This window comes from Microbacterium sp. H83 (assembly GCF_001650405.1).
Taxonomy (GTDB): domain Bacteria; phylum Actinomycetota; class Actinomycetes; order Actinomycetales; family Microbacteriaceae; genus Microbacterium.
Map to the genome: position 1 here is coordinate 13,236 of NZ_LWCU01000014.1, position 23,068 is coordinate 36,303.

The following is a 23,068-nucleotide window of genomic DNA, read 5'->3' on the forward strand; positions in this document are numbered from 1 at the left end:
CGGCACGGCGGCGAGTCTCGACGGATCACCGACCCGCGATCCAGGAACGAGGAGACCCCATGGCCGAGAACGCCCCCGACCCCCGCACCCAGCACACGGACGACGAGTTCCCCGCGCAGGAGCAGAATCAGCCGGGCCTGACCGAGGAGATGCGGCCGGAGCCCGACCACGGCGAACAGAGCTACGTCGGACGCGGACGGCTCGAGGGCCGTCGCGCGCTCATCACGGGAGGCGATTCCGGGATCGGGCGAGCGGTCGCGATCGCCTTCGCGCGTGAGGGTGCGGACGTCGCCATCGTGCACATGCCCGAGGAGCAGCAGGATGCGGACGAGACTCTCGCCCTGATCCGCGCGGAGGGACGCCAGGCGCTCGGTCTCGCCGGCGACGTGCGCGACGAGGCTTTCGCGACGGACATCGTGGCGCAGACGCGCAGCGCGTTCGGCGGCCTCGACGTGCTGGTGCTGAACGCCGCGTACCAGCACGACATCGACGGCTTCGAGAACCTCGAGACCGAGCGCATGCGGCGGGTGTTCGAGACCAACCTGTTCGGACTCGTGTACACCGCGCGTGCGGCGTACGCCGACCTCGAGCCCGGGGCGAGCATCATCGTGACCTCCTCGGTGCAGTCGGCCTCGCCCTCGCCCGGCCTCATCGACTACGCGATGACGAAGGCCGCGCAGGTCGCCTTCGTGTCGGCGCTCGCGGAGGAGGCGGGGGAGCGCGGCATCCGCGTGAACGCCGTGGCCCCTGGACCCATCTGGACGCCGCTGATCCCGGCGACCGGGTGGGAGGCCGAGCGCGTGCAGACCTTCGGGCAGGACACCCCGCTCGGGCGTGCCGGGCAGCCCGCCGAGCTCGCCGGAGCCTACGTCTATCTGGCGTCGGCGGAGTCGTCGTACACCTCGGGCAGCGTCCTCGCCGTCACCGGCGGCAAGCACCTGTGAGCTGAAGGCGGGCTCCGGGAGTCCCCGGAGCCCGCCTCCCGGCGACGTCATCCGCGGCGAGCGACCACTGCGTGCTCCGGCAGCGGATACCGGCGCCGCAGCAGCACGCGCTGCACGAGCGTCCACACGACGGTGACCGTGAGGTACAGCGCCGCGGCGAGCGGGACGAACGCGGCGAACACGGCGGTCAGGTAGTGGAGCGCTCCGGTGATCCGCAGCATCGTCGGAGAGCTCAGCGGGGAGTCGTCGTCGCCGACCACCGGTCGGAACACGCGCCGCGTGATCTCGGCCACGGCGATCATGACGGCGATGAGCGCTCCGAACACGAGAAGCGTCTCCGCAGACGCCGAGCCGCCGAACACGGCCGAGACGAGGCTGGTGCCCAGCGGCGCCCCGAAGAGGTCGTGCGCGAGCAGGGCGTTCGGGTGGCCGGCGATCTCGGGGCGGATGAACAGCGTGTACAGGATGCCGACGACAGGCGCCTGCGCCAGCACCGGCAGCATCCCGGCGAAGGGCGACGTGTTCTCACTGCGATACAGCTCGAGCATCTCCTTCTGCAGGCGCTCGGGGTTCTTCCTGTGGCGACGCTGCAGCTCGCGCAGGCGTGGGGCGAGACGCGCTCTGGTCTGCTCGGCCCGCGCCTGCGAGACCCCGACCGGGATCAGGGCGGCGCGGACTGCCAGCGTCACGAGCACGACCGCGAGAGCGGCGGCGGATGCTCCGGCGATGGGCTCGACGAGATCGGCGAGTCCGGCGAGGGCGCCGTAGGCGGCGTCGAGGAGGGCAGTGAGAGGAGGGAAGGCGAAGATGTCCATGGGGTCCGTTCGTGGTGTCGGGAAGGGTCGGCGAAGCCGCGCGATCCGCACCCGAGAACGGGGGGACTACGCGGAGACGGCGACTCCCGGCGCCCGAGGACGCGGATGGCCGGCGGCGTCAGGATCGCTCTGCGCGAGCAGGGCCGAGACGTCGATCGCCCGGAGCGGATGCGGCGAGGTGCCCCCGCTCGACGGCGCCGGGCTCAGCACGAGGGCGAGCGTGAGGACCGTGAGCGCGACCAGCGCGATCGCGACGCCGAGTGCGGTGGCATCGGGCAGGGTCACGAGGCCGAGAGCGGCCGCGACGAAGCCGAGCATCCGCTCGAACCACTCGCTCATGTGCGCCTCCCTCGGGGCGAGCGTAGCACCGGGGGCTGGACCGGGACTCGGCGGTCGTCCGGCCCCCGGCCCTCGCGGCGGGCGTAGCCTCGGATCATGACTGACCTGCGTGCCCTGTTCGGCATCGAGCATCCTGTCGTCCTCGGACCGTTCGGCGGCCTCTCCTCGGTCGCGCTCACGGCGGCCGTGAGCGAGGCGGGAGGGCTGGGCGGATACGGTCTGTACGGCTATGACGGCGACCGCATCCGCACCACGATCGCGGCCCTTCGTGAGGCGACGGCGCGACCGTTCGCCGTGAACCTCTGGCTGCCTCGCGGCGACGAGGTGGAGCCCAATCCACAGCACAGCGTCTTCGCGCAGGCGCTCCAGCCGTTCTACGAGGCGGTCGGTGTGCCGGTGCCCCCGCGCCCCGACCGCTATCTGCCGCCTCTCGACGAGCAGCTCGACGCGGTCTGGGAGGCCGCGCCGCCCGTGCTCAGCGTCGTGTTCGGCGTGCCGGGGTCCGAGATCATGGACGAGGCGCGCCGCCGCGGCATCCGGGTCGTGGGCACCGCCACCACCGTGGCGGAGGCCGTCGCCCTCGACGAGGCGGGGGTCGATGCGATCGTCGCGACCGGACTCGAGGCGGGCGGGCACCGCGTGTCGTTCCTGCGACCGGCCGAGGAGTCCCTGGTCGGCTCGGTCGCACTCGTTCCCCAGGTGGTGGATGCCGTCGGCGTGCCCGTGATCGCCGCGGGCGGGATCGCCGACCGGCGCGGCGTCGCCGCCGCTTTCGCGCTCGGAGCGTCGGGCGTGCAGGTCGGCACCGCGTTCCTCGCGACCGAGGAGTCGGCGACGACCGACGGGCATCGCGATGCGATCCGCTCCACGGCGGCGGACGGCACCGTGCTCACGCGCGCGATGAGCGGCCGCCTGGCACGCGGAGCGCGCAACCGTGCGGTGCGGGCCATCGAGGCGAGCGGCACGATCGCGCCGTTCCCCATGCAGAACTGGCTCACCGGGAGGTTCCGCGCCGCGGCCGTCGAGCAGGGGCTCGGCGAGCTGCAGTCGCTGTGGATGGGGCAGGCGGCGTCGCTGGCACGCCACCGCACCGCCGCGGAGGTCTTCGCGGAGCTGCGGGCGGGCGTGCCGGAAGCCCGCTAGCCGCGGGCGCGCGCCCGCAGGGGCGACTAGAGGATGACGGTCGACCGGCCGTGCACGATCACGCGGTCCTCGGCATGCCACTGCACGGCGCGGGCGAGCACGAGGCGCTCGACGTCGGCCCCGCGGCGCTGCAGCTCGGCCGCGGACTCCGAGTGGGTGACCCGGGTGACGTCCTGCTCGATGATCGGCCCCTCGTCGAGGTCGGCCGTGGCGTAATGCGCGGTCGCGCCGATGAGCTTCACGCCGCGGTCCTTGGCGCGCGCGTAGGGGTTCGCGCCGATGAAGGCCGGGAGGAAGGAGTGGTGGATGTTGATGACCGGCGCGCCGAGGCCCTCGATGAACCCGTCGGTGAGGATCTGCATGTACCGGGCGAGGACGACGAGATCGACGTTGCCGCGCAGCAGCTCCAGCTGACGCTGCTCCATCGCCTCCTTGTCGCCGGACGGGATGTGCACGAACGGCACTCCGAACGAGCGCACCGCCTCGGCGAGGTCCGGGTGGTTCGAGACGACCATCGTGATGTCGATGTCGAGCTGCCCGCGCTGCGTGCGCCACAGCAGCTCCATGAGGCAGTGGTCGTACTTCGACACGAAGATGGCGACGCGCTTGCGGCGCGCGGTGTCGTGCAGCGACCACTCCATGCCGAAGCGGTCGGCCACGCCGGCGAGGTCGGCCTCGAGGGCCGGGCGCGCTGCGGAGAGTCCCGGAAGATGGATGACCGTGCGCTGGAAGAACCGTCCGCCCTCGGAATCGGTCGAGTGCTGGTCGAGCGAGATGATGTTCGCCCCGTGAGCGGCGAGCACGCCGGCGACGGCGGCGACGATGCCGGGCTGGTCGTCGCAGGCGATCAGCAGGCGGGCGGTATCGGGCTGGGGCATGGGGACTCCTCGAGGGTGTGCATCGATTCTGCCGTGGATGCGACGACCGGGCGAATCGCGACCGCCGACTCGCTACTCTGAGAGCGTGGACGCGGGCGACGTGGGACTGGTGCTCATCCCGCTGCTCGCGGTCGCGGCGCCCCTTCTCGCACGCGGCATCCGCCCCGTGGTGCGCGTGCCCATCATCGTGTTCGAGCTCGTGCTCGGCATCGTGGCCGGCCCCGCGGTGCTCGGCTGGATCGAGCCGACGGACGTCCTCGACAAGCTCAGCGACTTCGGCCTGGCCATGCTGTTCTTCGTCGCGGGGTCGGAGATCGACTTCCGCGCGGTGTCGGGACGCCCGCTCGCCCGGGCGTCTCTGGGGTGGCTGGTCGGCGCCGTGCTCGGCATCGGCGTCGGACTCCTGCTCGCGCCGGGCGAGGGCATGGTCGTCATCGGGATAGCGCTGAGCTCGACCGCGCTCGGCACACTGATGCCGGTCCTCCGGGACGCCCGCGAGCTGGACACCCCGTTCGGGCGCGCGGTCACCGCGATCGGCGCCGCAGGCGAGTTCCTCCCGCTGATCGCGATCTCCGTCTTCCTCAGCACCCGCACCACGCCCATCGCCGCGGCCGTGCTGCTCGCCTTCGTCGCGCTCGCGGCGCTGGCGGTGCTCGTCGCCCGTCGGATGCCGCACGGCCCGCTGCACGCGTTCGTGCGGCTCACGCTGCACACGTCCGAGCAGTTCGGAGTCCGCGTGGTCATGATGCTCGTCGCGGCCCTGGTGGGACTCAGCGTGCTCCTCGACCTCGACATGCTCCTCGGGGCGTTCGTCGCCGGAGCGGTGTGGCGCATCCTCATGGCGAGAGCGCCGCGGCGCGATGCCGACGCGGTGGAGAGCAAGGTCGAGGCGATCGCGTTCGGCCTGCTGGTGCCGATCTTCTTCCTGTACACCGGCGTCACCTTCGACCTCGGCGCGCTGCTGTCGTCGCAGACCGCGCTGCTCATGCTGCCCCTGTTCCTGGTGGCGCTGCTCGCGATCCGCGGATCGGCGGCGCAGCTGTCGGCGCCGTCCGGAGCGAGCCTCCGCGACCGCACGGCACTGGCGCTGCTCGCCGCCACCGGCCTGCCGATCATCGTCGCCGTCACCGCGATCGGCGTCGACCACGACATGATCGACAGCGGCATCGCGGCCGCGCTCGTCGGGGCGGGGATGCTGTCCGTGCTCGTCTTCCCCGTCGCGGGCATGATCGTCCGCGGCGACCGCGATCGTCTCGCGGCGCCGAGCGTCCGCACCGCGACCCCGGGGGAGCTGTGACCACCGCATCCGATCTGCTCGCGGCAGCCGTGCGCGACCTCGCCGGACTCCCCAAGGAGGGGCTCGGCGAGCAGCGCGACTCGCGGTGGCGCGGCACGCGCATCGTTCGCGTCGGCGAGGCCTGGCATCTCGGCGTGCTGCTGCTGACCGAGACCCACGTGCTGGCCACGTCGGAGGTGCTGCGGGCGGCGGAGCCGGGACGACGCGGCTACACCGCCGAGTCCGCGCGCGAGCGCGCCGAGCGCCGGGCGCTCGCGCTGCGCGGCGGATTCGCCGAGGGAGAGGTCGCCCATGTCGGGTGGACGGTCGTCGATGTCGAGGCCGTCGATGCCGGGGGTGCCTCGGGGCCCCTGGCGTCGATCGACGGCGTGCCGTCGGTGCGCTGGAGCACGGCGGGCGGCTGGATGCCGTTGGAGGCATACCTCCGCGAACGCGTGTCGCTTCTCCGCGGCTGACGTCGTCGGCACGTGCCCAGGCCGCGAGCACGTGCTCAGGCGCCGGCGAGTGCTCAGGCGCCGGCGAGTGCTCAGGCCGCGAACGTCTCCGCGAAGCGCCGGAGCAGCGCGGCGCCCTCGGTGACCGACGCCGAGAGCACCTGGCCCTGCACGGCGTCGAATTCCTCGGGGTCGAAGTACCCGGTCGAGCGGTAGAACGTCATCCGGTCCGCGAAGTCGCGCGGCGTCGGCTCGGGGTGGAACTGCGCGGCGTACAGATGGGTGCCCACGCGGTAGGCCTGCACGGGACACGCGGCGTTCGTCGCGAGCAGCACCGCGCCGTCCGGCACGCCGACCGCGCTCTCCTTGTGCGCCGTGAAGACGGTGAGTGCGGGCGAGCTCGGACCGAAGACCGGATCGGCGGCTCCTGCCTCGGTCGTCTCGATCACGGTGGCGCTCGCCGACTCCGGGGTGTCGGATGTCACCTCGCCGCCGAGCATGCGCGTCACGACGCCGATGCTGAAGCAGGTGAAGAACGCGGCGATGTCACGGTCTATGGCGCTCTGCGCCAGGCGCTGCAGGTCGGCCTCGACCCGCAGCTGCTCGGATGACTTGTGCGCGTCGCTGACGTTGAACGGCGAGCCGCCCACCACGACGCCCCGATAGCGGGCGAGGCGTGCCGGATCGAGGCGCTCGCTGAGCAGGTCCAGGCGGTCGACGACGTCGACGCCGAGCGCTCGACGGAACGAGGCGTGCTCGGCATCCGCTGCCCCGAGCTCGGGGCGGACGCAGACGTAGAGAAGCGAGACCACCTCGAGATTCTAACGAGCGGACGCGCGGTCTCCTGCCGCGCGCGTCATCGCGACGAGTTCGCCGTGCGCCCGCGCACGATGCCCACGAAGGTGTCGACGTCGGGTGTGGTGCGATCCCGCGGCCACGCCAGGGCGACCGTGGAGGTCGGGCCGTCGACGAGGACGCGGTGCTCGGCGTCCTTGCGGTGGTGCGCCCGCGCGAGCGACATCGGCACGACGACGATCCCCACGCCCGACGCGGCCGTCGCGATGGCCTCCTCGGTCGTGAGCAAGTCGAAGGCGGCGGGCGTCGTGCCCGGGAGGTCAGCGCCGCGCAGCGCGTCGTCGGACAGCCCGATCACGATCTCGCCGGCCAGGTCCGCGACCGTCAGCTCGTTGGCGGCGAGGAGATGCGAGTCGATCGCCGCGACGACGACCGTCGTCTCCTCGTACAGCGGGATCACGTGCAGGGCGTCGTCGTCGAGGGGCAGACGCACGAGAGCGGCGTCCACCTCGTCGAGCGCCTGTCGCTGATCCGCGACGGCGAGGGGCACGAGCTCGAGCGGCACGCGCGGCATCCTCTGCTTCCACGCGTCGATCCACTTGCCGGGGGTGGCACCGGGGATCGCGCCGAGGCGGAACGTGCGCGGCTGCTCGGGCTCGGCCTCGGGGGCGTCGAACACGACTTTGGCCGTCTTCTTCGCGGGCTTCGGCGGCGGGAACCGCTCGGCCGGCGCCGCCTTGTTCCGGCGCACCGGCCCGCCTCTGCCGGCGCGCGCCGGTCGTCGTCCCTGAGTCGCCATAGGGCAAGGGTACCTGCGGCGGGCGCGGTCTCAGGCTGCCAGCCAGAGACCCTTCGGGTTGGTCGCGATCGTCAGACCGGCGGCCACCGTCTCGTCGTCGCCGATGCGCGCACCGCGGACGATGCGGGCTCCCGCTCCGACCTCCGTGCGGACGCCGATGTGCGCGCCGTCGCCGACCGCCGCACCCTGGCCGATGTGCGCGTGCGCGTCGATGTGCGCGTTGTCGCCGATCACGGCATCCGGTTCGATCCATGCGCCGCGGGCGATGGTCGCCCCGGCGCCGACGCGTGCGCCGGGTTCGATGTAGGCGCCCGCTTCGATGTGCGCCTTCGGATGGACCTTCGCGCCGTGCGCGACGAGACCGCGACCGTTGGCGTGCTTGCGGTACCGCAGCGTGGCGCCCTGGTCGTTCTCGATGTCGACGTAGTTCTTTCCCACGATTCCTCCCGTGTTCCGGAGTTCCCCGGATATATCAACAACCACGGGCAGGGTGGATTCATTCCCGAGCATGAATGCCGGAGTGGGGTCGGCGACGGGCGACGGGCAACGGGCGGCGGATGCGAGCGGATGCGTGTCAGCGCTGGCAGACCGGACACCAGAAGGTGATCCGCTCGCGCGTCGGGTCGGCGCCCTGCTCGCCGCGCCGGATGAGCGTCCCGCAGCGCCGGCAGGGGCGGCCGGCGCGACCGTAGACCCACGTCCCCTGACCGGGCCTGTCGACGCCGGTGAAGGTGCGATGACGGCGATCGCGGTTGGCGCGGATCGTGCGCACGCCGAGGTCGAGCAGAGCGGTGACGTCGACCTCGGGCGCCGGGGTCGTCGGGAGGACCCCGCGGAGGAACAGGAGCTCGGCGGCGTACTCGTTGCCGAAGCCCGCGACGTTGCGCTGATCGAGCAGAGCGACGTGGATGCTGCGGTCGTCGGCGTGCAGCCGGCGTGCCGCCTCCTCCGCGTCCCAGTCGGGGCCGAGGGGATCCGGACCGAGGTACCCGACGAGCTGCTCCTCGTCCCGCGTCGGCACGACCTCGATCTCCGCGAGGTCGATGCCGACGGCGTCGCGTACGGCGGTGCCGACGATCGCCCGCACCTTGAAGGCCGGATGCCGCCAGCGCTCGCCCTGCCGGTACGTGAGCCAGGCGCCGTCCATGCGCAGATGGGAATGCAGTGTGCTGTCGCCGATGCGCAGCAGCAGATGCTTGCCGCGCGGAACCGACGCGACGATCGGCTGCCCGGTCAGATCGACCGTCGCGAACCGCGGCACGCGCAGGTCGAAGCGGGTCACCTCGGCGCCCACCAGCGCCTCCTCGAGTCGGCGAGCGGTGCGGAAGACGGTGTCGCCCTCGGGCATCAGGGACGCCTCTCGGGAGGGGGAGGGGGAGGGGGCGAGAGAGTCGGCGACGCCGCGGGAGCCGGCGGCGTCGTCGTGCGCGCTCGCTGCATCATGGAGCGCGCGAGCATCGTGGATCCGGCGACCGCGGCCGGCATGACCACCACTGCACCGCCCGGGATCAGGAAGCACAGCTGGGTCGCCACACCGAATCCGAGCACGCGCGCCCTGCTCGCCGAGAAGAGCGCGGCGCGGTCGAGTGGAGTGAGGTCGCGCGCGTCGAAGGCGCGTCCGGTGAGCTCGCGGGCGAGGAGCCGGCCCGTCAGGGTCACGCCGAGCACAGCCCCGACGGCGCCGCCGACGAGGGGCACGAAGCCGACGAGCAGCACCACGACGGCGACGAGGACACCGAGCAGCACGAGGCGGATGCCCTCGCCCACGGCGGACCAGAATCCGCCGCCGTCGGTCGCGGGCGCATCGCCGAGGTCGGTCTCGACCGCACGCCAGATGCGCTGGTAGAACGGGTCTCCGATCGCGAGGGCGAGGGCGCTGAAGACGGCGCTCGCCAGTGCCAGCGCCGCCACGAAGACGACGAGGCTCACCGCGCCGCGGAAGAGGCCGCGCCAGGGGTCGAGCCAGCCGTCGGCGAACGGCGTGGCCCAGTCCGAGATCGCGGGCAGCGACAGGGCCAGCGGCACGAGAGCCGCGGCGAGCAGCAGCGCGGCGATGACGGCGGGCACGAGGCCAAGGGCCATGAGGCCGGGACGGCGACGCCACGTGCCGAAACCCCGCAGCAGCATCCGGACACCCGTGAAGAACTCCCCGATCATGCGTCCAGCCTAGGAGCACAGCGAAGCGCCCTGCTCGAGGTCCTGCTCCAGGTCCTGCTCCGCGACGACGACAGCATCGGTCGCGCTGTCTAGACGACCTTGCGCAGCGTGTAGCCGCGCGGGGTGGCGACGAATCCCGCGTTCTGCAGTGCCTGGGCGAGCTCGGTGCCGTAGACGCCGTCGCCGTTCACCTTCTCGACCGTGAGGGTGTCCAGGCGGCGTGCGCGCGCGGTCTCGGCGAGGTCGGTGGCGGCGGCGCGCAGCACCTCGGCGTCGTCGGTGAAGCACAGCACGGTGCGTCCGCCGCGTTCGAGGTAGAGCACGAGCGAGCCGTCGACGAGCACGACGAGCCCGCCGGCCTTGCGCCCCGGACGGTGCGACACATCGTCGCGCCGCGGCCACCCCAGCGCCGCGCCGTACGGATTGGCGGGATCGGTGGCGGCCAGCGTGACCGCCTTCCGCGGCGGCGGGTCGGCGAGCCCGGCATAGGTGCGCAGCCGGTCGACGGTGGCGGAGGCCGCGAACTGGGCGGCGCCGAGCTTCTCGATCACGTACCCGCGTCGGCAGTGCCCGGCCTCCTCGAACCCGGCGAGCACGCGGTAGGCCTGCGCGAAGCCGCCCGGCACGCCCTCCGACTGCACCGCACCGCGCGTCACGACGCCGTAGCGGTCGAGCAGCAGGCCCGCCGTGACGGTCGCTCGACGCGCGGCATCCGTCTCGACCGTGGGCAGCAGTGACCAGCGACCGCCCGTCGACGTCGGTCGGGGAGCCGTGCGCGTGAGCGACATGCCGCGGTAGGTGCGTGCCCGCGGTGCACGTCGCGTGACGCGATGTGCCTGCGAGCCCCCGGCCAGCAGCGAGCGGATCGGCGCGAACGTGTCGTTCGTCACACGACCCGACCACGTGAGCGACCACAGCGCCTCGAGCACCGACTGCTCGTTCTCGGCGCCCGCCATCTCCTTCAGCTGTCCGGCGAAGTAGGCGCCGCCCACGCGCAGCGCCTCGAGCACCCTCGCCTCGAGCGAGTCGGCGGCGAGCTCGTCGTCGGGTTCGGGAAGAGTGAACGGCGCCAGATCGGCCGGGTGCAGCGAGACCCATCCGTCGCGGCCCGGCAGCGTGCCGTGGCCCGACCAGACGACCTCGCCGGCGGCGGTGAGCTCGTCGAGCAGGGCAGGCGAGTAGTCGCGCACCCGGGACGGCAGCACGAGCGACTCCCAGGCGCTCGCCGGGATGGGCACCCCCGCGAACTGCTCGATCACCGTCAGCACGCCGTCGATGCCCTCGAGGGGTCGACCGAGATGCTGCCAGTCCGGCAGGAACCGGGCGTAGGCCTCGGGCGACACGGGCTCGACGCTGCCGCGGATCGCCGCGAGCGACCGCATCCGCAGACGCCGCAGCACCTCGGTGTCCGACCATTCGGCGTCGGTCCCCGACCCCGACGCCTCCGGCAGGAAGAATCCGCTGGTGAGTCGACCCGCATGCTCCAGGCGCTGCAGCGTGTGGCGCGCGACCGCGGCGCCGATCCCGAAGCGCGTCGCCACGGCATCCGTCGTGAACGGCCCGTGGGTGCGCGCGTACCGGGCGATCAGGTCGCCGAGGGGGTCGGCGAGCGGCTCGAGGAACGCGACCGGGATGCCGGTCGGCAGGGCCGCGCCGAGAGCGTCACGCAGGCGGCCGGCGTCTTCGATCGCCGCGACCCTGGTGGTGCCGCCCACGGTGACCGGGATGGCGCGTCGGGCCGCGATCAGCGCCTCGAGGTGCGCGGAGGCGTCGCCCGTCTCGGGATCGAGCCGGAGCGCGACCTCGGCGGCATCCAACGGCCCGAGCATGCGCAGCAGGTCGGCCACCCCCTCGAGGCCGCGGGCCCGCCGCTCGGGGTCGAGTCGCTGCGCCTCCCGCTCGAACTGCGCGATGACCTCTGGGTCGAGGAGCTCGCGGAGCTCGACGGTGCCGAGCAGCTCGCCGAGCAGCGCCGGATCGACGCTGAGCGCCGCCGCACGACGCTCGGCGAGTGGCGAGTCGCCTTCGTACATGAACGCGCCGACGTATCCGAACAGCAGATCGCGGGCGTAGGGCGACGGCTGGGACGGCTGCGTCTCGACCAGCCGGATGCGACGGTCGGCGATCGACGTCGCGAGCCGCCGCAGCGAGGGGAGGTCGTAGACGTCCTGCAGGACCTCCCGCAGGGTCTCCAGGATCACGGGGAATGTCGGATGCCGTCGCGCCACCTCGAGCAGCTGCGCCGACCGCTGCCGCTGCTGCCACAGGGGCGTCCGTCGATTGGGATTCGTGCGCGGCATCAGCAGTGCTCTGGCCGCGCACTCGCGGAAGCGCGAGGCGAACAGGGCGGAACCGCCGACCTCCTGCGTGACCAGCTGCTCGAGCTCGTCGGGCTCGAACACGAACAGCTCGGCGCCCGGCGGCTCCGCCTCGGCATCCGGGATGCGCACGATGATGCCGTCGTCGCTCGCGACCGCGGATCCCTCGACGCCCAGGCGCTCGCGGACCCGCGCATTGATCGCCAGCGCCCAGGGCGCGTGCACCTTCATGCCGAACGGGGAATGGAGGATCACCCGCCAGTCGCCGACCTCGTCGCGACCGCGCTCGACGGTGAGGGTGCGGTCGGTCGGCAGGGTGCCGGTCGCCTCGCGCTGCTCGGTGAGGTGCGCCATGAGGTTCATCCGCGCCTGCTCGTCGAGTCCGGCCTCGATGAGCCGCTGCGCCGCCTTCTCGGGCGTCGCCGCCGACACCTCGCGGGAGAAGCGCCCGAGCGCCTCGCCGAGCTCGAACGGTCGTCCGATGCCGTCGCCGTGCCAGAACGGCACCTTGCCGGGCTGTCCGTACGCGGGGATCACGTTCACGCGGTCGTGCGTGATCTCCGCGATCCGCCAGCTCGTCGTGCCGAGCGTGAACACGTCGCCGACGCGCGACTCGTAGACCATCTCCTCGTCGAGCTCACCGACGCGCGCGCCGGTCGACTCGCCCGCGACGAAGACGCCGAAGAGCCCTCGGTCGGGGATCGTCCCTCCGCTCGTCACCGCGATGCGCTGGGCTCCGGGGCGCCCGGTGAGGGTGCCGGCGTCGCGGTCCCAGATCAGCCGCGGCCGGAGCTCGGCGAACTCGTCGGACGGGAAGCGGCCGGCCAGCAGATCGAGCGTCGCCTCGTACGCGGAGCGGGGGAGCGACTGGAACGGCGCCGAGCGGCGCACCGTCTCGAACCACTCCTCGACGCTGATCTCGCCGAGCGCGCTCGCCGCGACGGTCTGCTGGGCGAGGATGTCGAGCGGGTTGCGCGGCACCTGGATCGCCTCGATCTTGCCCGACAGCATCCGCTCGGTGACGATCGCCGTGTGCAGCACGTCGCCGCGGTGCTTGGGGAACAGCGCCGCGCGGCTGATCTCGCCCACCTGGTGACCCGCGCGTCCGACCCGCTGCAGTCCCGAGGCGGCGGACGGCGGAGCCTCGACCTGGATCACCAGGTCGACGGCGCCCATGTCGATGCCGAGCTCGAGGCTGCTCGTCGCCACGACGCAGCGTAGGACGCCGGACTTCAGCTCCTCCTCGACCTGGGCGCGCTGCTCCTTGGAGACGGAGCCGTGATGCGCCTTCGCGAGCACCGGGTCGGCGCCGGCCGTCGCCCCGGCCTGGGCCATCATGGCGGCGGGGACCGACGACTCGGGCAGGGCGACGCCGATGCGCTCCGAGTAGATCTCGTTGAGGCGGCCCGTGAGCCGCTCGGCGAGACGGCGGGAGTTCGAGAACACGATCGTCGAGTTGTTCTGCAGGATGCGGTCGACGATCGCCTCCTCCACATGCGGCCACACCGAGCCGGTCACCTCGGTGTACTCCGCATCGGCGGGCTGGCCGACCGACGACTCCGCCGTGCCGGGGGGAGGCGGCGGGTTCGTCATGTCGTCCATCGGCACCACGACGCCGAGCTCGAAGGTCTTGGAGGCGGGCGGGGCGACGATCTCGACAGGCGCCGCGCCGCCCAGGAACCGCGCGACCTCGTCGATCGGCCGCACGGTCGCCGACAGTCCGATGCGCTGGGCCGGAGCCTGCGCGCCGTGGCTGCTGCGCAGCGCGTCCAGGCGCTCGAGGCTGACGGCGAGATGGGCTCCGCGCTTGGTGGCCGCCACCGCGTGCACCTCGTCGATGATGACGGTGTGCACGTCGCGCAGTGTCTCGCCCGCGCGGCTGGTGAGCATCAGATACAGCGACTCGGGCGTCGTGATGAGGATGTCGGGCGGGTCGGAGACCAGCTTGCGCCGATCGCTCGAGGTCGTGTCGCCCGAACGCACGCCGACGGTGACGGCGGGAGCGGCGACGCCGAGACGCCGCGCGGACTGGCCGATGCCGATGAGGGGCGAGCGGAGGTTGCGCTCGACGTCGACGCCCAGGGCCTTGAGCGGCGAGATGTAGAGGATGCGCGTGCGCGAGGCATCCGGTGTGCGAGCCGGACTCTTCTTCGCGCCCCGCTTCGGCGCAGCCGGTGCGGCCTCCTCGACCGCCGCCAGCTCGGTGCGCTCCCGGAAGACGCTGTCGATCGCCCACAGGAAGGCGGACAGCGTCTTGCCCGATCCGGTCGGGGCGACGACGAGGGCGTGGCGGCCCGCCGAGATCGCCTCCCAGGCCCCCGCCTGCGCGGGAGTGGGCTCGCTGAACGCACCCGTGAACCAGTCGCGTGTGGCCGGGGTGAAGCGGTCGAGCACGCGGTGCGCGGAGCCTGTCGCAGCATCGCTCATCCCCCCATCATCACCCGGACCACGGACATCGGGTTCCGCGTTGTCCGATGCCGCGTGCATGCTGTAGGCATGGCGACGCACACGACCGACTATCTCGACACGTTCATCGAGGTCGCGGAGGACTGCCCGGCCGACCATGGGCAGGAGCCTCCGACGGGCGAGAAGCCGACGATCGCGGCGCTCCACTACCGTCTGATCGCCGAGCGCCCGTACGCGCGCACGTCCGACGACGTCGTGTTCGAGACCTACGCGCTGCGCGCCGGCATCCCCGTCGACGATGCCGACGCGCGGGCGCGGTTCTTCTCGAAGGGGCAGCCGTGCCTGCGGTCGTCTCCGCTCGGCAAGCGGTACGGGTGGGGCATCGTCCACGACGCCACGGGGCGGGTCGCCCTGGTCGCGCGCGAATCGGAGGAGTACGAGCGGCTCGCCGCCGACCCCGCCCTCGCCCACACGAGGGCGATGCGGAGCCGGCGGGCCTGACCGCCGATGCGCTCCCGCGAGGTCGTCCCCCGCGGGAGCATCCGGTCACGTGTCGCGCGATCCGGCGTCCCCGCCGGTCGGCCGTGCGATCTCGCGGAGGCCGTCGTCGGGATCGATCTCGAGCACGAGATCGAGGCCCAGGCGCGCGAGGAACGCGTCGTCGTGACTGACGACGAGAACCGCGCCCCGGTACGCCCGCAGCGCCTCGACCACCTGATCGACCGTGTCGATGTCCAGGTTGTTGGTCGGCTCGTCGAGCACCACGAGATGCGGGGCCGGGTCGGCGAGCAGCAGCTTCGCGAGGGCGGCTCGGAACCGCTCACCGCCCGACAGCGCGGACACCGGCCGGTCGGCGGCCGCTCCGCGGATGAGGAAACGGGCGAGACGGTTGCGCAGCTCCTTCTCCGGCACCTGCGGCGCGGCATCCGCGATGTTGTCGAACACGGATCGCGCGTCGTCGAGCCCGTCGACCCGCTGCGGCAGGTAGCCGATCCGGTCGGTGAGCGCTGTCGCCGCCAGCTCGGGCCGTGCAGAACTCCGGAGATCTGATGCGAGATCGCCCGCTTCGGCTCCGCTCGGCCGGAACGGCGACGGATCTCCGGAGTTGTGAACGCCACCCGAGACCAGCCGCTCGATCAGCGTCGTCTTCCCGGCGCCGTTACGACCGACCAGCGCGACGCGCTCGGGGCCCTGGACAACCCATGTCCGCTCGCCGTCGCCGAGCTCGGCGATGCGCCGCGCGCGCGAGACCTGCGGGTCGGGCAGCTCGATCTTCATCGACGCGTCCGACCGGATCCGTCGACCGGCGTCGAGGTGCGCGGCGCGGGCGGCCTCCTCCTTCGCTCCGACCTCGGTGCGCAGCCGGCCCGCGGACACCTCGGCGGCCATCCTGCGGCCGTGCGCGATGATCTTCGGCACGCGCTTCTCGATCTCCGCCTTCCTGGCCGTGCGCGCCCGGTGCGCGAGCTTGACCTCGGCCTCGATGCGCTGGCGCTTCTCCTTGCGCAGCTCCTGCTTGGCGGTCGCCTCGGCCTGCTTCGCGGCATCCTGCTCCGCGTCCAGCCACGCCCGCCACTCGGAGTACGGTCCTCCGAAGACCGAGAGCGTCTGGGCGTAGAGCTCGGCGGTGTCGTCCATGAGCTCGAGCAGCGACAGATCGTGGCTGACGACGATGAGCGTGCCCTTCCACGAGCGGACCATGTCGCCGAGCGCCCTCCTCGCGTCCCTGTCGAGATTGTTGGTGGGCTCGTCGAGCAGCGTGATCGGGGCGCGGCGCAGACGGATGCCGGCGATGGCGACGAGCACCGCCTCGCCGCCCGACAGCTCGCCGACCCTGCGGTCGAGGAACGCCGGAGCGAGGTCGGCCTCGGCCAGCGACGCCTCGGCGCGGGCCTCGATGTCCCAGTCGTCGCCGACGGCGTCGAAGTGTGCGGGATCGACGTCCCCCGCGCTGATCGCACGGACGGCGTCGAGCGCGGCGGCGACCCCGAGCAGGTCGGCGACACGACGATCGACGTCGAGCGTGAGCTGCTGCGGCAGGTAGGCGATCCCGCCCGACGCCGAGACGACTCCCGAGGTCGGGGCCAGCTCGCCGGCGATGAGACGCAGCAGGGTGGACTTGCCGGCGCCGTTGCGGCCGACCAGCCCGGTGCGCCCGGAGCCGAAGGACCCCGACACGGCGTCGAGTGCGGTGGACCCGTCGGGCCAGGTGTAGGTGAGGCGGTCGAGAACGACCGAGGAGTGGAGGGGTACGGACATGGGGTCTCCTGTCGAGTGCGAGGGTGCACTGACACCGGTCGCCCGTGATGCCCGCGAAGGGGCGCTGTCGGAAGGACAGCGGGCGGTGTCGGCCGTGGAGTCGGCGATCGTCGGGTCAGCGCGCGGGAGTATGAGCGCGGAGGCGACGGATCAGATCAAAGGACTTCCAGACACGGCGGACAGGACTCCACGACGATACCCGGGCGTGTCGGCCTGCGCAACCGCCGGGCATGTCGCATCTGCGGATCACGATGCCGCGAGGCGGTCCTGCCACTTGGCGAGGAAGGTGCGGACGTCCCCGAGCTCGTCCTCGGAGATGCTGTGCGTCAGGCCGGTGTAGACGCGTCCCGACAGCTCCGAGTGAGCGGGCAGCCACTGCGCCGTGTGCGCGACGAGGGCGGGAGGGATGACGTCGTCATGCGTGCCTCGACCCCAGAACACGGGCGGACGGCGCTCGGCCAGCAGGCCGTCGTGGGGGAGATCCCCGGCGGCGACGTATCCGCTCAGCGCCACGACCGCGTCGATGCGGTCGGGGGCGAGACGCAGCGCCCGCAGCGCGACGGCCGCGCCCTGCGAGAAGCCGAGGAGAGCGATGGCGGGCGCGTCCGGCGCGGCGTCGTCGAGCCAGCGCAGGAAGGCCTCGGCCGCTGCCGTGACCGCCTCGGCGCTGCGCCCGTCGAGACCCTCGATCGGGTACCAGGAGCGTCCGGGCATCGGCCACGGAGGGGCGAGCGGAGCGGCGACGGATGCCACGGCGAGGCCGTCGGGCAGATACGGGACCAGGCCGAAGAGGTCGTGCTCGTCGGCTCCGTATCCGTGCAGCAGCACGAGATGGGGCAGCCCGTCGCGCTCGGCGGTCGACCACCGGGTGAGTGCGCCGTCGATCCTCAGTTCCTCGCTCACGCCTTCATCCTGCCAGGGGTCGGCGACACCGTCCCTGTGGACTCGGTGTCTGTCCGAGGACGCTGCTGGTAGAAAGGACACATGGCCGTCCGCACACCTGATCCCGATCCGGAACCCGACGACGGCATCGGAGGTTTCGGCGACGCGCAGCAGCCCGCCCGCGACGCGAACCCGGGGTGGCTCAGCGAGTTCGAGCTCGAGGAGGCGCGCCGCCACCTGCCGATGCTCTACGTCGAGGCGATCCCGGTGCGCACCGACGGCTCCGGACAGGTCACCGAGCTCGGCATCCTCCTGCGCTCCACGCCCCTCGGCGAGATGACCCGCACCATCGTGTCGGGAAGGGTGCGCTTCGGGGAGACGATCCGCGACGCCCTGTTCCGCCACGTCGAGAACGATCTCGGCCCGATGGCCTTCCCGCTGCTGCCGCCGCAGCCGCTGCCGTTCACGGTCGCCGAGTACTTCCCGATCCCGGGTGTCAGTGCGTACCACGACGACCGCCAGCACGCGGTGTCGCTGGCATTCGTCGTGCCGGTGACCGGTACGTGCGAACCCCGGCAGGACGCCCTGGAGGTCACCTGGTTCTCACCGGAGGCCGCGGCGTCCGACGCCGTGGCGGCCGAGATGGAGGGCGGCCGCGGCACGCTCATCCGCCAGGCTCTCGCGAGCCTCGGACTCCTGCGCTGACCTGCGCTGCGCTGACCTGCGCTGCGCTGCGCTGACGTGGCGCGCCGGCTCAGCGGGCGGCGAGCCGCGCGAGCTCGGCGACGAACTCGTCGACGTCCGACTCCTCGGTGTCGAATCCGCACATCCAGCGCACCTCGTTGCGGGCGGCATCCCAGTCGTAGAAGCGGAACTTCTCGCGCAGGCTGTCGGCCACCCCGTCGGGGAGGGCGGCGAAGACGCCGTTCGCCTCGGTGGGCTGGGTGAAGGACACTCCGGAGATCGAGCCGTCGGCGAGGCCCGCGTCGATGGAGCCGCGCAGCCGCTGTGCCATGGCGTTGGCGTGCCGGGCGTTGCGCAGCCACAGATCGCCCTCGAGCAGGGCGATCAGCTGCGCCGACACGAAGCGCATCTTCGAGGACAGCTGCATGTTGAACTTGCGCGAGAACGACAGGCCCGTCGACGCCTCGGGGTTCAGGACGACGATCGCCTCGCCGAGCATCGCGCCGTTCTTGGTGCCGCCGAAGCTGAGCACGTCGACGCCGGCATCGCGCGTGAACGCCCGCAGCGGCAGGTCGAGCGCGGCCGCGGCGTTCGAGATGCGCGCGCCGTCGAGGTGCAGCGTCATGCCGCGCTCGTGCGCGTGATCGGCGAGCGCACGGATCTCCTCGACGGAGTAGAGGGTGCCGAGCTCGGTCGACTGGGTGATCGAGACCACCAGCGGCTGCGCACGGTGCTCGTCGCCCCAGCCCCAGGCCTCTCGGTCCACGAGCTCGGGCGTGAGCTTGCCGTCGTCGGTCGGGACGGCGAGAATCTTGAATCCGCCGATCTTCTCGGGGGCGCCGCCCTCGTCGACGTTGATGTGCGCGCTGGAGGCCGCGATCACGGCACCCCACCGCGGGAGCATCGACTGCAGGGCGGTGACGTTCGCGCCGGTGCCGTTGAACACCGGGAAGGCCTGGACGCCCTCGCCGAAGTGCTCGCGGAAGACCTCCTGCAGCCGCTCGGTGTAGGCGTCCTCGCCGTAGGCCACCTGGTGGCCGCCGTTCGCGGCGGCGATGGCCGCGAGGACCTCGGGGTGGACGCCGGAGTAGTTGTCGCTGGCGAAGCCGCGCACGGCGGGATCATGCTGGATGCTCACCGGTCAAGCCTAATCGGGCGGAGGTCTTCCGGATGTCGGAGGCCCGCCCTACCCTCGAAGGCATGGATCGCACCGCTGCGAAGACCGCCTTCGCGAACGTGCTCGTCAACACGCTCATCGCGAACGTGACGACGAGCTTCCTGTGGTTCGCTCTCACGTTCTGGGTCTACATCGAGACGCAGTCCGTGCTCGCCACCGGTGTGATCGGCGGCGCCTACATGCTGTTCATCGCCTTCTTCGCGATGATCTTCGGCACCATCGTCGACCGGCACCGCAAGCACACGGTGATGCTGCTGTCGAGCGTCATCTCGGCCGTGGCCTTCCTCGTCGCGGGCGTCCTCTACGTCTGGCAGCCGGAATCCGCCCTGCTCGACCTCGGCGCGCCGTGGTTCTGGCTCTTCTCCGTGATCATCCTGTTCGGCGGGGTCATCGAGCAGCTGCGCAACATCGCCCTGTCGACGACCGTGACGCTGCTCGTCCCCGAAGACCGCCGGGCCAATGCGAACGGCCTCGTCGGCACCGTGCAGGGTCTCGCCTTCCTCGTGACGAGCGTGTTCTCCGGCCTGTCGATCGGGTTCCTCGGCATGGGATGGACCCTCGCGATCGCCATCGGGGCGATGGTGCTGACCTTCGTCCACCTGCTCTTCATCCGCATCCCGGAGCGCACGCCCGAGCCCGACCCCGATGCGAAGAGCGCTCTCGACTTCCGCGGGAGCGTCACCGCCATCCGACTGGCGCCCGGCCTGTTCGCGCTCATCATCTTCTCGACGTTCAACAACCTCATCGGCGGCGTCTACATGGCGCTGATGGACCCGTACGGTCTCACCCTCTTCGACGCCCAGATGTGGGGATTCGCGCTCGCTTTCTCCTCCACCGGCTTCCTCATCGGCGGCGGGCTCGTGGCGAAGTTCGGACTCGGCGCGAAGCCCATGCGCACACTGCTGCTCGTCGTCATCGCCATGGGGCTGCTCGGCTCGGTGTTCATGCTGCGGGAGTGGTGGCCGCTCTACGTGCTGGGCATGTGGGCGTACATGGCCCTCGTGCCGCCGGCCGAGGCGGCCGAGCAGACGATCATCCAGAGGGTCGTGCGCTTCGACCGTCAGGGCCGCGTGTTCGGGGTGGCTGCGGCGATGGAGGCGGCCGCGGCCCCGATCACCGCGTTCCTCATCGCCCCGATCGCGGAGTTCCTGATCATCCCGTACATGGACACCGGGGCCGGACAGCGGCAGTGGGGCTGGCTGCTCGGCGAGGGGGAGGCGCGGGGCATCGCCCTGATCTGTCTGTTCGCGGGACTCATCATGGTGGTGGCGGGCACGCTGGCGTTCTTCACGAAGTCCTACCGCAAGCTCACCGACCTCTACGCGCACTCGCCGGATCAGAACCCGGACGCCGAAGATGAGACCGACGAATCACGGACGGTCGAACGGATCACGGAGGATCGGGATCCGTGGCTCCGTCGAACGTCCGAGACTCCGTGATCCGTCAGCTCTCGAGGGTGCGGATGCTGTCGTTCAGGTCGGCGGCGTCCTGATCCCACAGGGCGAGCACGGCCTGTTCGAGTGACGCCGGGTCCACGGCTTTCACCCGGAAGACGACGGATGCCGCGCGCAGCGGCGTTCCGGCATCCCGTGACGTCTTGGCAAAGCCGTGTGCGACCGCTCTCGTCCACGCCTCGCTCGCGGCCTTGACGGCCGCATAGTTCGCTCCGCCGGCGAGCGGCCGGGCGACGGCCGTCGACGACACGATCGCGAAGCGTCCGGCATCCGATGCCTGCAGCGCACGGTCGAAGGCGCGACTCGTGGCGCGCACCGCGTCGAGCGCGGGCAGCAGGGCGCCGAGGTCCTCATCGGACTGCCCGGCCAGGCCGCCTCCGCCGCGCCAGCCGCCGACGAGCGGGATCACCGCGTCGACCGGTCCCACACAGTCGGCCAGCCCGGTCATGTCGTCGAGAGAGGTCGCGTCCGCGACCTCGACCCGTGCGCCGGCCTCACGCAGCGGTGCGAGGCGGTCGACGGAGCGACCCGTCGCGATCACGGTCGCCCCCGCGGCGATGAGGGCGGTCGCCAGGGCCAGGCCCGTGGCGCTCGTGGCCCCGGCGAGGACGATCGTGCGGCCGGCGACATTCGTGCGATCGGCGACGATCGTGCGGTCGGCGACGATCGTGCGGTCAGGGCCAGTCATGCGTCAGATCCTTCCGGAACATCGCACCTTCCGCGGCCGATGCCCCTTGGAAGGGCCGCAGAAGGTGCGATCGGCCGTGCAGGCCGCACCCCGGAAATACGCACGTCTCTCAGTCGTCGGTGCCGCGGATGCCCACGGTGGACTCGATGACAGGCTTCATCTTCTTGTCGAGCGTCTCGAAGAACATCGACAGCGGGAACTCATCGTCCATCACGGCATCCGTGTAGCCCTTCGGAGCGCCCGCCAGGATCTCGTCGGACAGGCCCCGCGCCCACTGCGACGCCGGGTGCGGCGTGAGCGTGCCGCGGACCAGGTCGTAGGCGGCGAGCCAGTGGGCGACCTTCGGGCGGTCGATCGAGTGCCAGTAGAGGTCGTCGATCGCATCGCCCAGGGCGACGACGGCGTCGGGCACCGCGTCCCAGTCGAAGGCGAGGGCCGTGTCCGTCCAGTGCAGCACGCCGCGCTGGTGCAGCCACGCGAACAGCAGCTGACCGCCCACCGCGTCGTAGTTGCGCACGCGGGTGCCGGTGATGGCGAAGCGGAAGATGCGGTCGAAGATCACGGCGTACTGTACGAGACCCGCGTGGTCGTGCATCTCCTGCTCTGCCTCGGTGAGCTCCTCGCCGGCGCCGATGCGCGCGGCCAGAGCCCGCTCGATCTTCACCGACTCGCGGAACGCGGTCATGTCGCAGCGCATCTCCTCGAGCGAGTAGAGGAAGAACGGCATCCGCTGCTTGATCATGAACGGGTCGAACGGCAGGTCGCCGCGCATGTGCGTGCGGTCGTGGATGATGTCCCACATCACGAACGCACGCTCGGTGAGGGCCTGGTCGTCGAGCATCGCGGCGGCGCGCTCCGGCAGCTCGAGGTTCGTGATGGCCGCGGCGGCGCGGGTGACCCGGCGGTAGCGGGCGGCCTCACGATCCTGGAAGATCGCGCCCCACGTGAACGACGGGATCTCGCGCATCGCGACGGTCTCGGGGAACAGCACGGCCGAGTTGGTGTCGTACCCGGGCGTGAAGTCGACGAGACGCAGCGACACGAACAGCTTGTTGCCGTAGTCGCCGGCTTCGAGCGCGGCGATGAACTCCGGCCAGATCGTCTCGACGATCAGCGCCTCGACGAGGCGGTCGCTCGACCCGTTCTGCGTGTACATCGGGAACACGACCAGGTGGCGGATGCCGTCGACACGGTGCTGCTGCGGCTGGAAGGCCATGAGCGAGTCGAGGAAGTCCGGCACGCCGAAGTCCTCGGCGACCCACCGGTCGAAGTCGACGATCGACGCCGCGAGGTACTCGGCATCGTGGGGGAAGGCGGGGGCGAGGGCGCGGATCCCGGCCGTGATGGCCGCGACGAGATCGCGGGCGGCGGCGTGGTGTGCGGCATCCGGGATGGAGCCGTCCTTGATCTGCATGTCGCGGAGGGCGATCGCGGCGTCCTTGAGCTGTGCCCAGGCCGCGCTCTGCTCGGCGGTCGACGCGTCCTCGACGACCTCGGGTTCGCCGACGATGGCCTGAGAGTTCAGGAGAGGAGTGGACATGGAACCTCCGATCGCGAGATAGAGCGTAAAAATTCCGGTGTTTACGGAATCCTGACGAT

At 71.8% G+C, this 23,068-nt stretch carries 21 protein-coding genes; 7 read left to right on the plus strand and 14 right to left on the minus strand.

Translation table 11 applies throughout. The features are described 5' to 3' along the window. Positions 1-59 precede the first annotated feature (59 nt). Positions 60-944 carry an SDR family oxidoreductase gene (locus A4X16_RS07530; RefSeq protein ID WP_067118755.1) on the plus strand — a complete coding sequence of 295 codons (885 nt, stop codon included), beginning with the start codon at positions 60-62 and terminating at the stop codon, positions 942-944. Positions 945-991: 47 nt separating this feature from the next. Here the strand turns inward: A4X16_RS07530 and A4X16_RS07535 are convergent, their stop codons facing one another. Both A4X16_RS07535 and A4X16_RS07540 read right to left on the minus strand, forming a co-directional pair. Further along, complete coding sequence (locus A4X16_RS07535; RefSeq protein ID WP_067118758.1) at positions 992-1,759, minus strand: YidC/Oxa1 family membrane protein insertase; 768 nt, start codon at positions 1,757-1,759, stop codon at positions 992-994. Between the two features lie 66 nt (positions 1,760-1,825). Continuing rightward, positions 1,826-2,098, minus strand: coding sequence for a DUF6412 domain-containing protein (locus tag A4X16_RS07540; protein WP_067118761.1), 273 nt, complete (start codon positions 2,096-2,098; stop codon positions 1,826-1,828). Between the two features lie 96 nt (positions 2,099-2,194). On the opposite strand from A4X16_RS07540, the gene A4X16_RS07545 reads away from it, so the two are divergent. After that, the gene (locus A4X16_RS07545; RefSeq protein ID WP_067118764.1) at positions 2,195-3,241 is read left to right on the plus strand and encodes an NAD(P)H-dependent flavin oxidoreductase; all 1,047 of its coding nucleotides are present in this window, start codon (positions 2,195-2,197) and stop codon (positions 3,239-3,241) included. Positions 3,242-3,267: 26 nt separating this feature from the next. Here A4X16_RS07545 and purU read toward each other — a convergent pair whose 3' ends face one another. Continuing rightward, positions 3,268-4,119: a formyltetrahydrofolate deformylase gene (purU, locus tag A4X16_RS07550; protein ID WP_067118767.1), complete on the minus strand. Its 852-nt coding sequence runs from the start codon at positions 4,117-4,119 to the stop codon at positions 3,268-3,270. A gap of 85 nt (positions 4,120-4,204) precedes the next feature. Between purU and A4X16_RS07555 the strand changes: the two genes are divergently transcribed. Further along, positions 4,205-5,416, plus strand: a complete 1,212-nt coding sequence (locus A4X16_RS07555) for a cation:proton antiporter (RefSeq protein ID WP_067118769.1) — start codon at positions 4,205-4,207, stop codon at positions 5,414-5,416. After that, on the plus strand, positions 5,413-5,871 hold the full coding sequence (locus A4X16_RS07560; protein WP_067118772.1) for a glutaminase: 459 nt from the start codon (positions 5,413-5,415) through the stop codon (positions 5,869-5,871). Before A4X16_RS07555 ends, A4X16_RS07560 begins: the two co-directional genes overlap by 4 nt. Before the next feature lie 71 nt (positions 5,872-5,942). On the opposite strand, the gene A4X16_RS07565 is transcribed toward A4X16_RS07560, so the two are convergent. The 6 genes from A4X16_RS07565 to A4X16_RS07590 form a co-directional block, all read right to left on the minus strand. After that, positions 5,943-6,662 carry a glutamine amidotransferase-related protein gene (locus A4X16_RS07565; RefSeq protein ID WP_067118775.1) on the minus strand — a complete coding sequence of 240 codons (720 nt, stop codon included), beginning with the start codon at positions 6,660-6,662 and terminating at the stop codon, positions 5,943-5,945. Positions 6,663-6,706: 44 nt separating this feature from the next. Further along, a complete protein-coding gene (locus A4X16_RS07570; protein ID WP_067118778.1) occupies positions 6,707-7,444 on the minus strand; it encodes a substrate-binding domain-containing protein in 738 nt (245 codons plus the stop codon). A 30-nt stretch (positions 7,445-7,474) separates the two neighbouring features. Then, the gene (locus A4X16_RS07575; RefSeq protein WP_067118781.1) at positions 7,475-7,882 is read right to left on the minus strand and encodes a DapH/DapD/GlmU-related protein; all 408 of its coding nucleotides are present in this window, start codon (positions 7,880-7,882) and stop codon (positions 7,475-7,477) included. A gap of 136 nt (positions 7,883-8,018) precedes the next feature. Beyond that, positions 8,019-8,792, minus strand: coding sequence for a DNA-formamidopyrimidine glycosylase family protein (locus A4X16_RS07580; protein WP_067118784.1), 774 nt, complete (start codon positions 8,790-8,792; stop codon positions 8,019-8,021). Further along, positions 8,792-9,601 (minus strand): EI24 domain-containing protein, encoded by an 810-nt coding sequence (locus A4X16_RS07585; RefSeq protein ID WP_067118787.1) that lies wholly within the window; start codon positions 9,599-9,601, stop codon positions 8,792-8,794. Before A4X16_RS07585 ends, A4X16_RS07580 begins: the two co-directional genes overlap by 1 nt. A gap of 89 nt (positions 9,602-9,690) precedes the next feature. After that, positions 9,691-14,346, minus strand: coding sequence for an ATP-dependent helicase (locus A4X16_RS07590; RefSeq protein WP_067118790.1), 4,656 nt, complete (start codon positions 14,344-14,346; stop codon positions 9,691-9,693). A gap of 69 nt (positions 14,347-14,415) precedes the next feature. Here A4X16_RS07590 and A4X16_RS07595 point away from each other — a divergent pair, with 69 nt between their 5' ends. After that, positions 14,416-14,826 (plus strand): DUF6157 family protein, encoded by a 411-nt coding sequence (locus tag A4X16_RS07595; protein ID WP_067118793.1) that lies wholly within the window; start codon positions 14,416-14,418, stop codon positions 14,824-14,826. 45 nt (positions 14,827-14,871) lie between these two features. Here A4X16_RS07595 and A4X16_RS07600 read toward each other — a convergent pair whose 3' ends face one another. Both A4X16_RS07600 and A4X16_RS07605 read right to left on the minus strand, forming a co-directional pair. After that, complete coding sequence (locus tag A4X16_RS07600; RefSeq protein WP_067118797.1) at positions 14,872-16,584, minus strand: ABC-F family ATP-binding cassette domain-containing protein; 1,713 nt, start codon at positions 16,582-16,584, stop codon at positions 14,872-14,874. A gap of 246 nt (positions 16,585-16,830) precedes the next feature. Continuing rightward, the gene (locus A4X16_RS07605) at positions 16,831-17,487 is read right to left on the minus strand and encodes an alpha/beta hydrolase (protein ID WP_067118800.1); all 657 of its coding nucleotides are present in this window, start codon (positions 17,485-17,487) and stop codon (positions 16,831-16,833) included. Positions 17,488-17,568: 81 nt separating this feature from the next. Between A4X16_RS07605 and A4X16_RS07610 the strand changes: the two genes are divergently transcribed. Further along, complete coding sequence (locus A4X16_RS07610) at positions 17,569-18,171, plus strand: DUF4916 domain-containing protein (RefSeq protein ID WP_067118803.1); 603 nt, start codon at positions 17,569-17,571, stop codon at positions 18,169-18,171. A 49-nt stretch (positions 18,172-18,220) separates the two neighbouring features. Here A4X16_RS07610 and A4X16_RS07615 read toward each other — a convergent pair whose 3' ends face one another. Further along, positions 18,221-19,288 (minus strand): threonine aldolase family protein, encoded by a 1,068-nt coding sequence (locus A4X16_RS07615; protein ID WP_067118806.1) that lies wholly within the window; start codon positions 19,286-19,288, stop codon positions 18,221-18,223. A gap of 62 nt (positions 19,289-19,350) precedes the next feature. On the opposite strand from A4X16_RS07615, the gene A4X16_RS07620 reads away from it, so the two are divergent. Further along, positions 19,351-20,766 (plus strand): MFS transporter, encoded by a 1,416-nt coding sequence (locus A4X16_RS07620; protein WP_082914352.1) that lies wholly within the window; start codon positions 19,351-19,353, stop codon positions 20,764-20,766. A 4-nt stretch (positions 20,767-20,770) separates the two neighbouring features. On the opposite strand, the gene A4X16_RS07625 is transcribed toward A4X16_RS07620, so the two are convergent. Both A4X16_RS07625 and A4X16_RS07630 read right to left on the minus strand, forming a co-directional pair. After that, positions 20,771-21,469, minus strand: coding sequence for an SDR family NAD(P)-dependent oxidoreductase (locus tag A4X16_RS07625; RefSeq protein WP_082914353.1), 699 nt, complete (start codon positions 21,467-21,469; stop codon positions 20,771-20,773). A 109-nt stretch (positions 21,470-21,578) separates the two neighbouring features. After that, positions 21,579-23,009 (minus strand): DUF6421 family protein, encoded by a 1,431-nt coding sequence (locus A4X16_RS07630; RefSeq protein ID WP_067118809.1) that lies wholly within the window; start codon positions 23,007-23,009, stop codon positions 21,579-21,581. Positions 23,010-23,068: the final 59 nt, after the last annotated feature.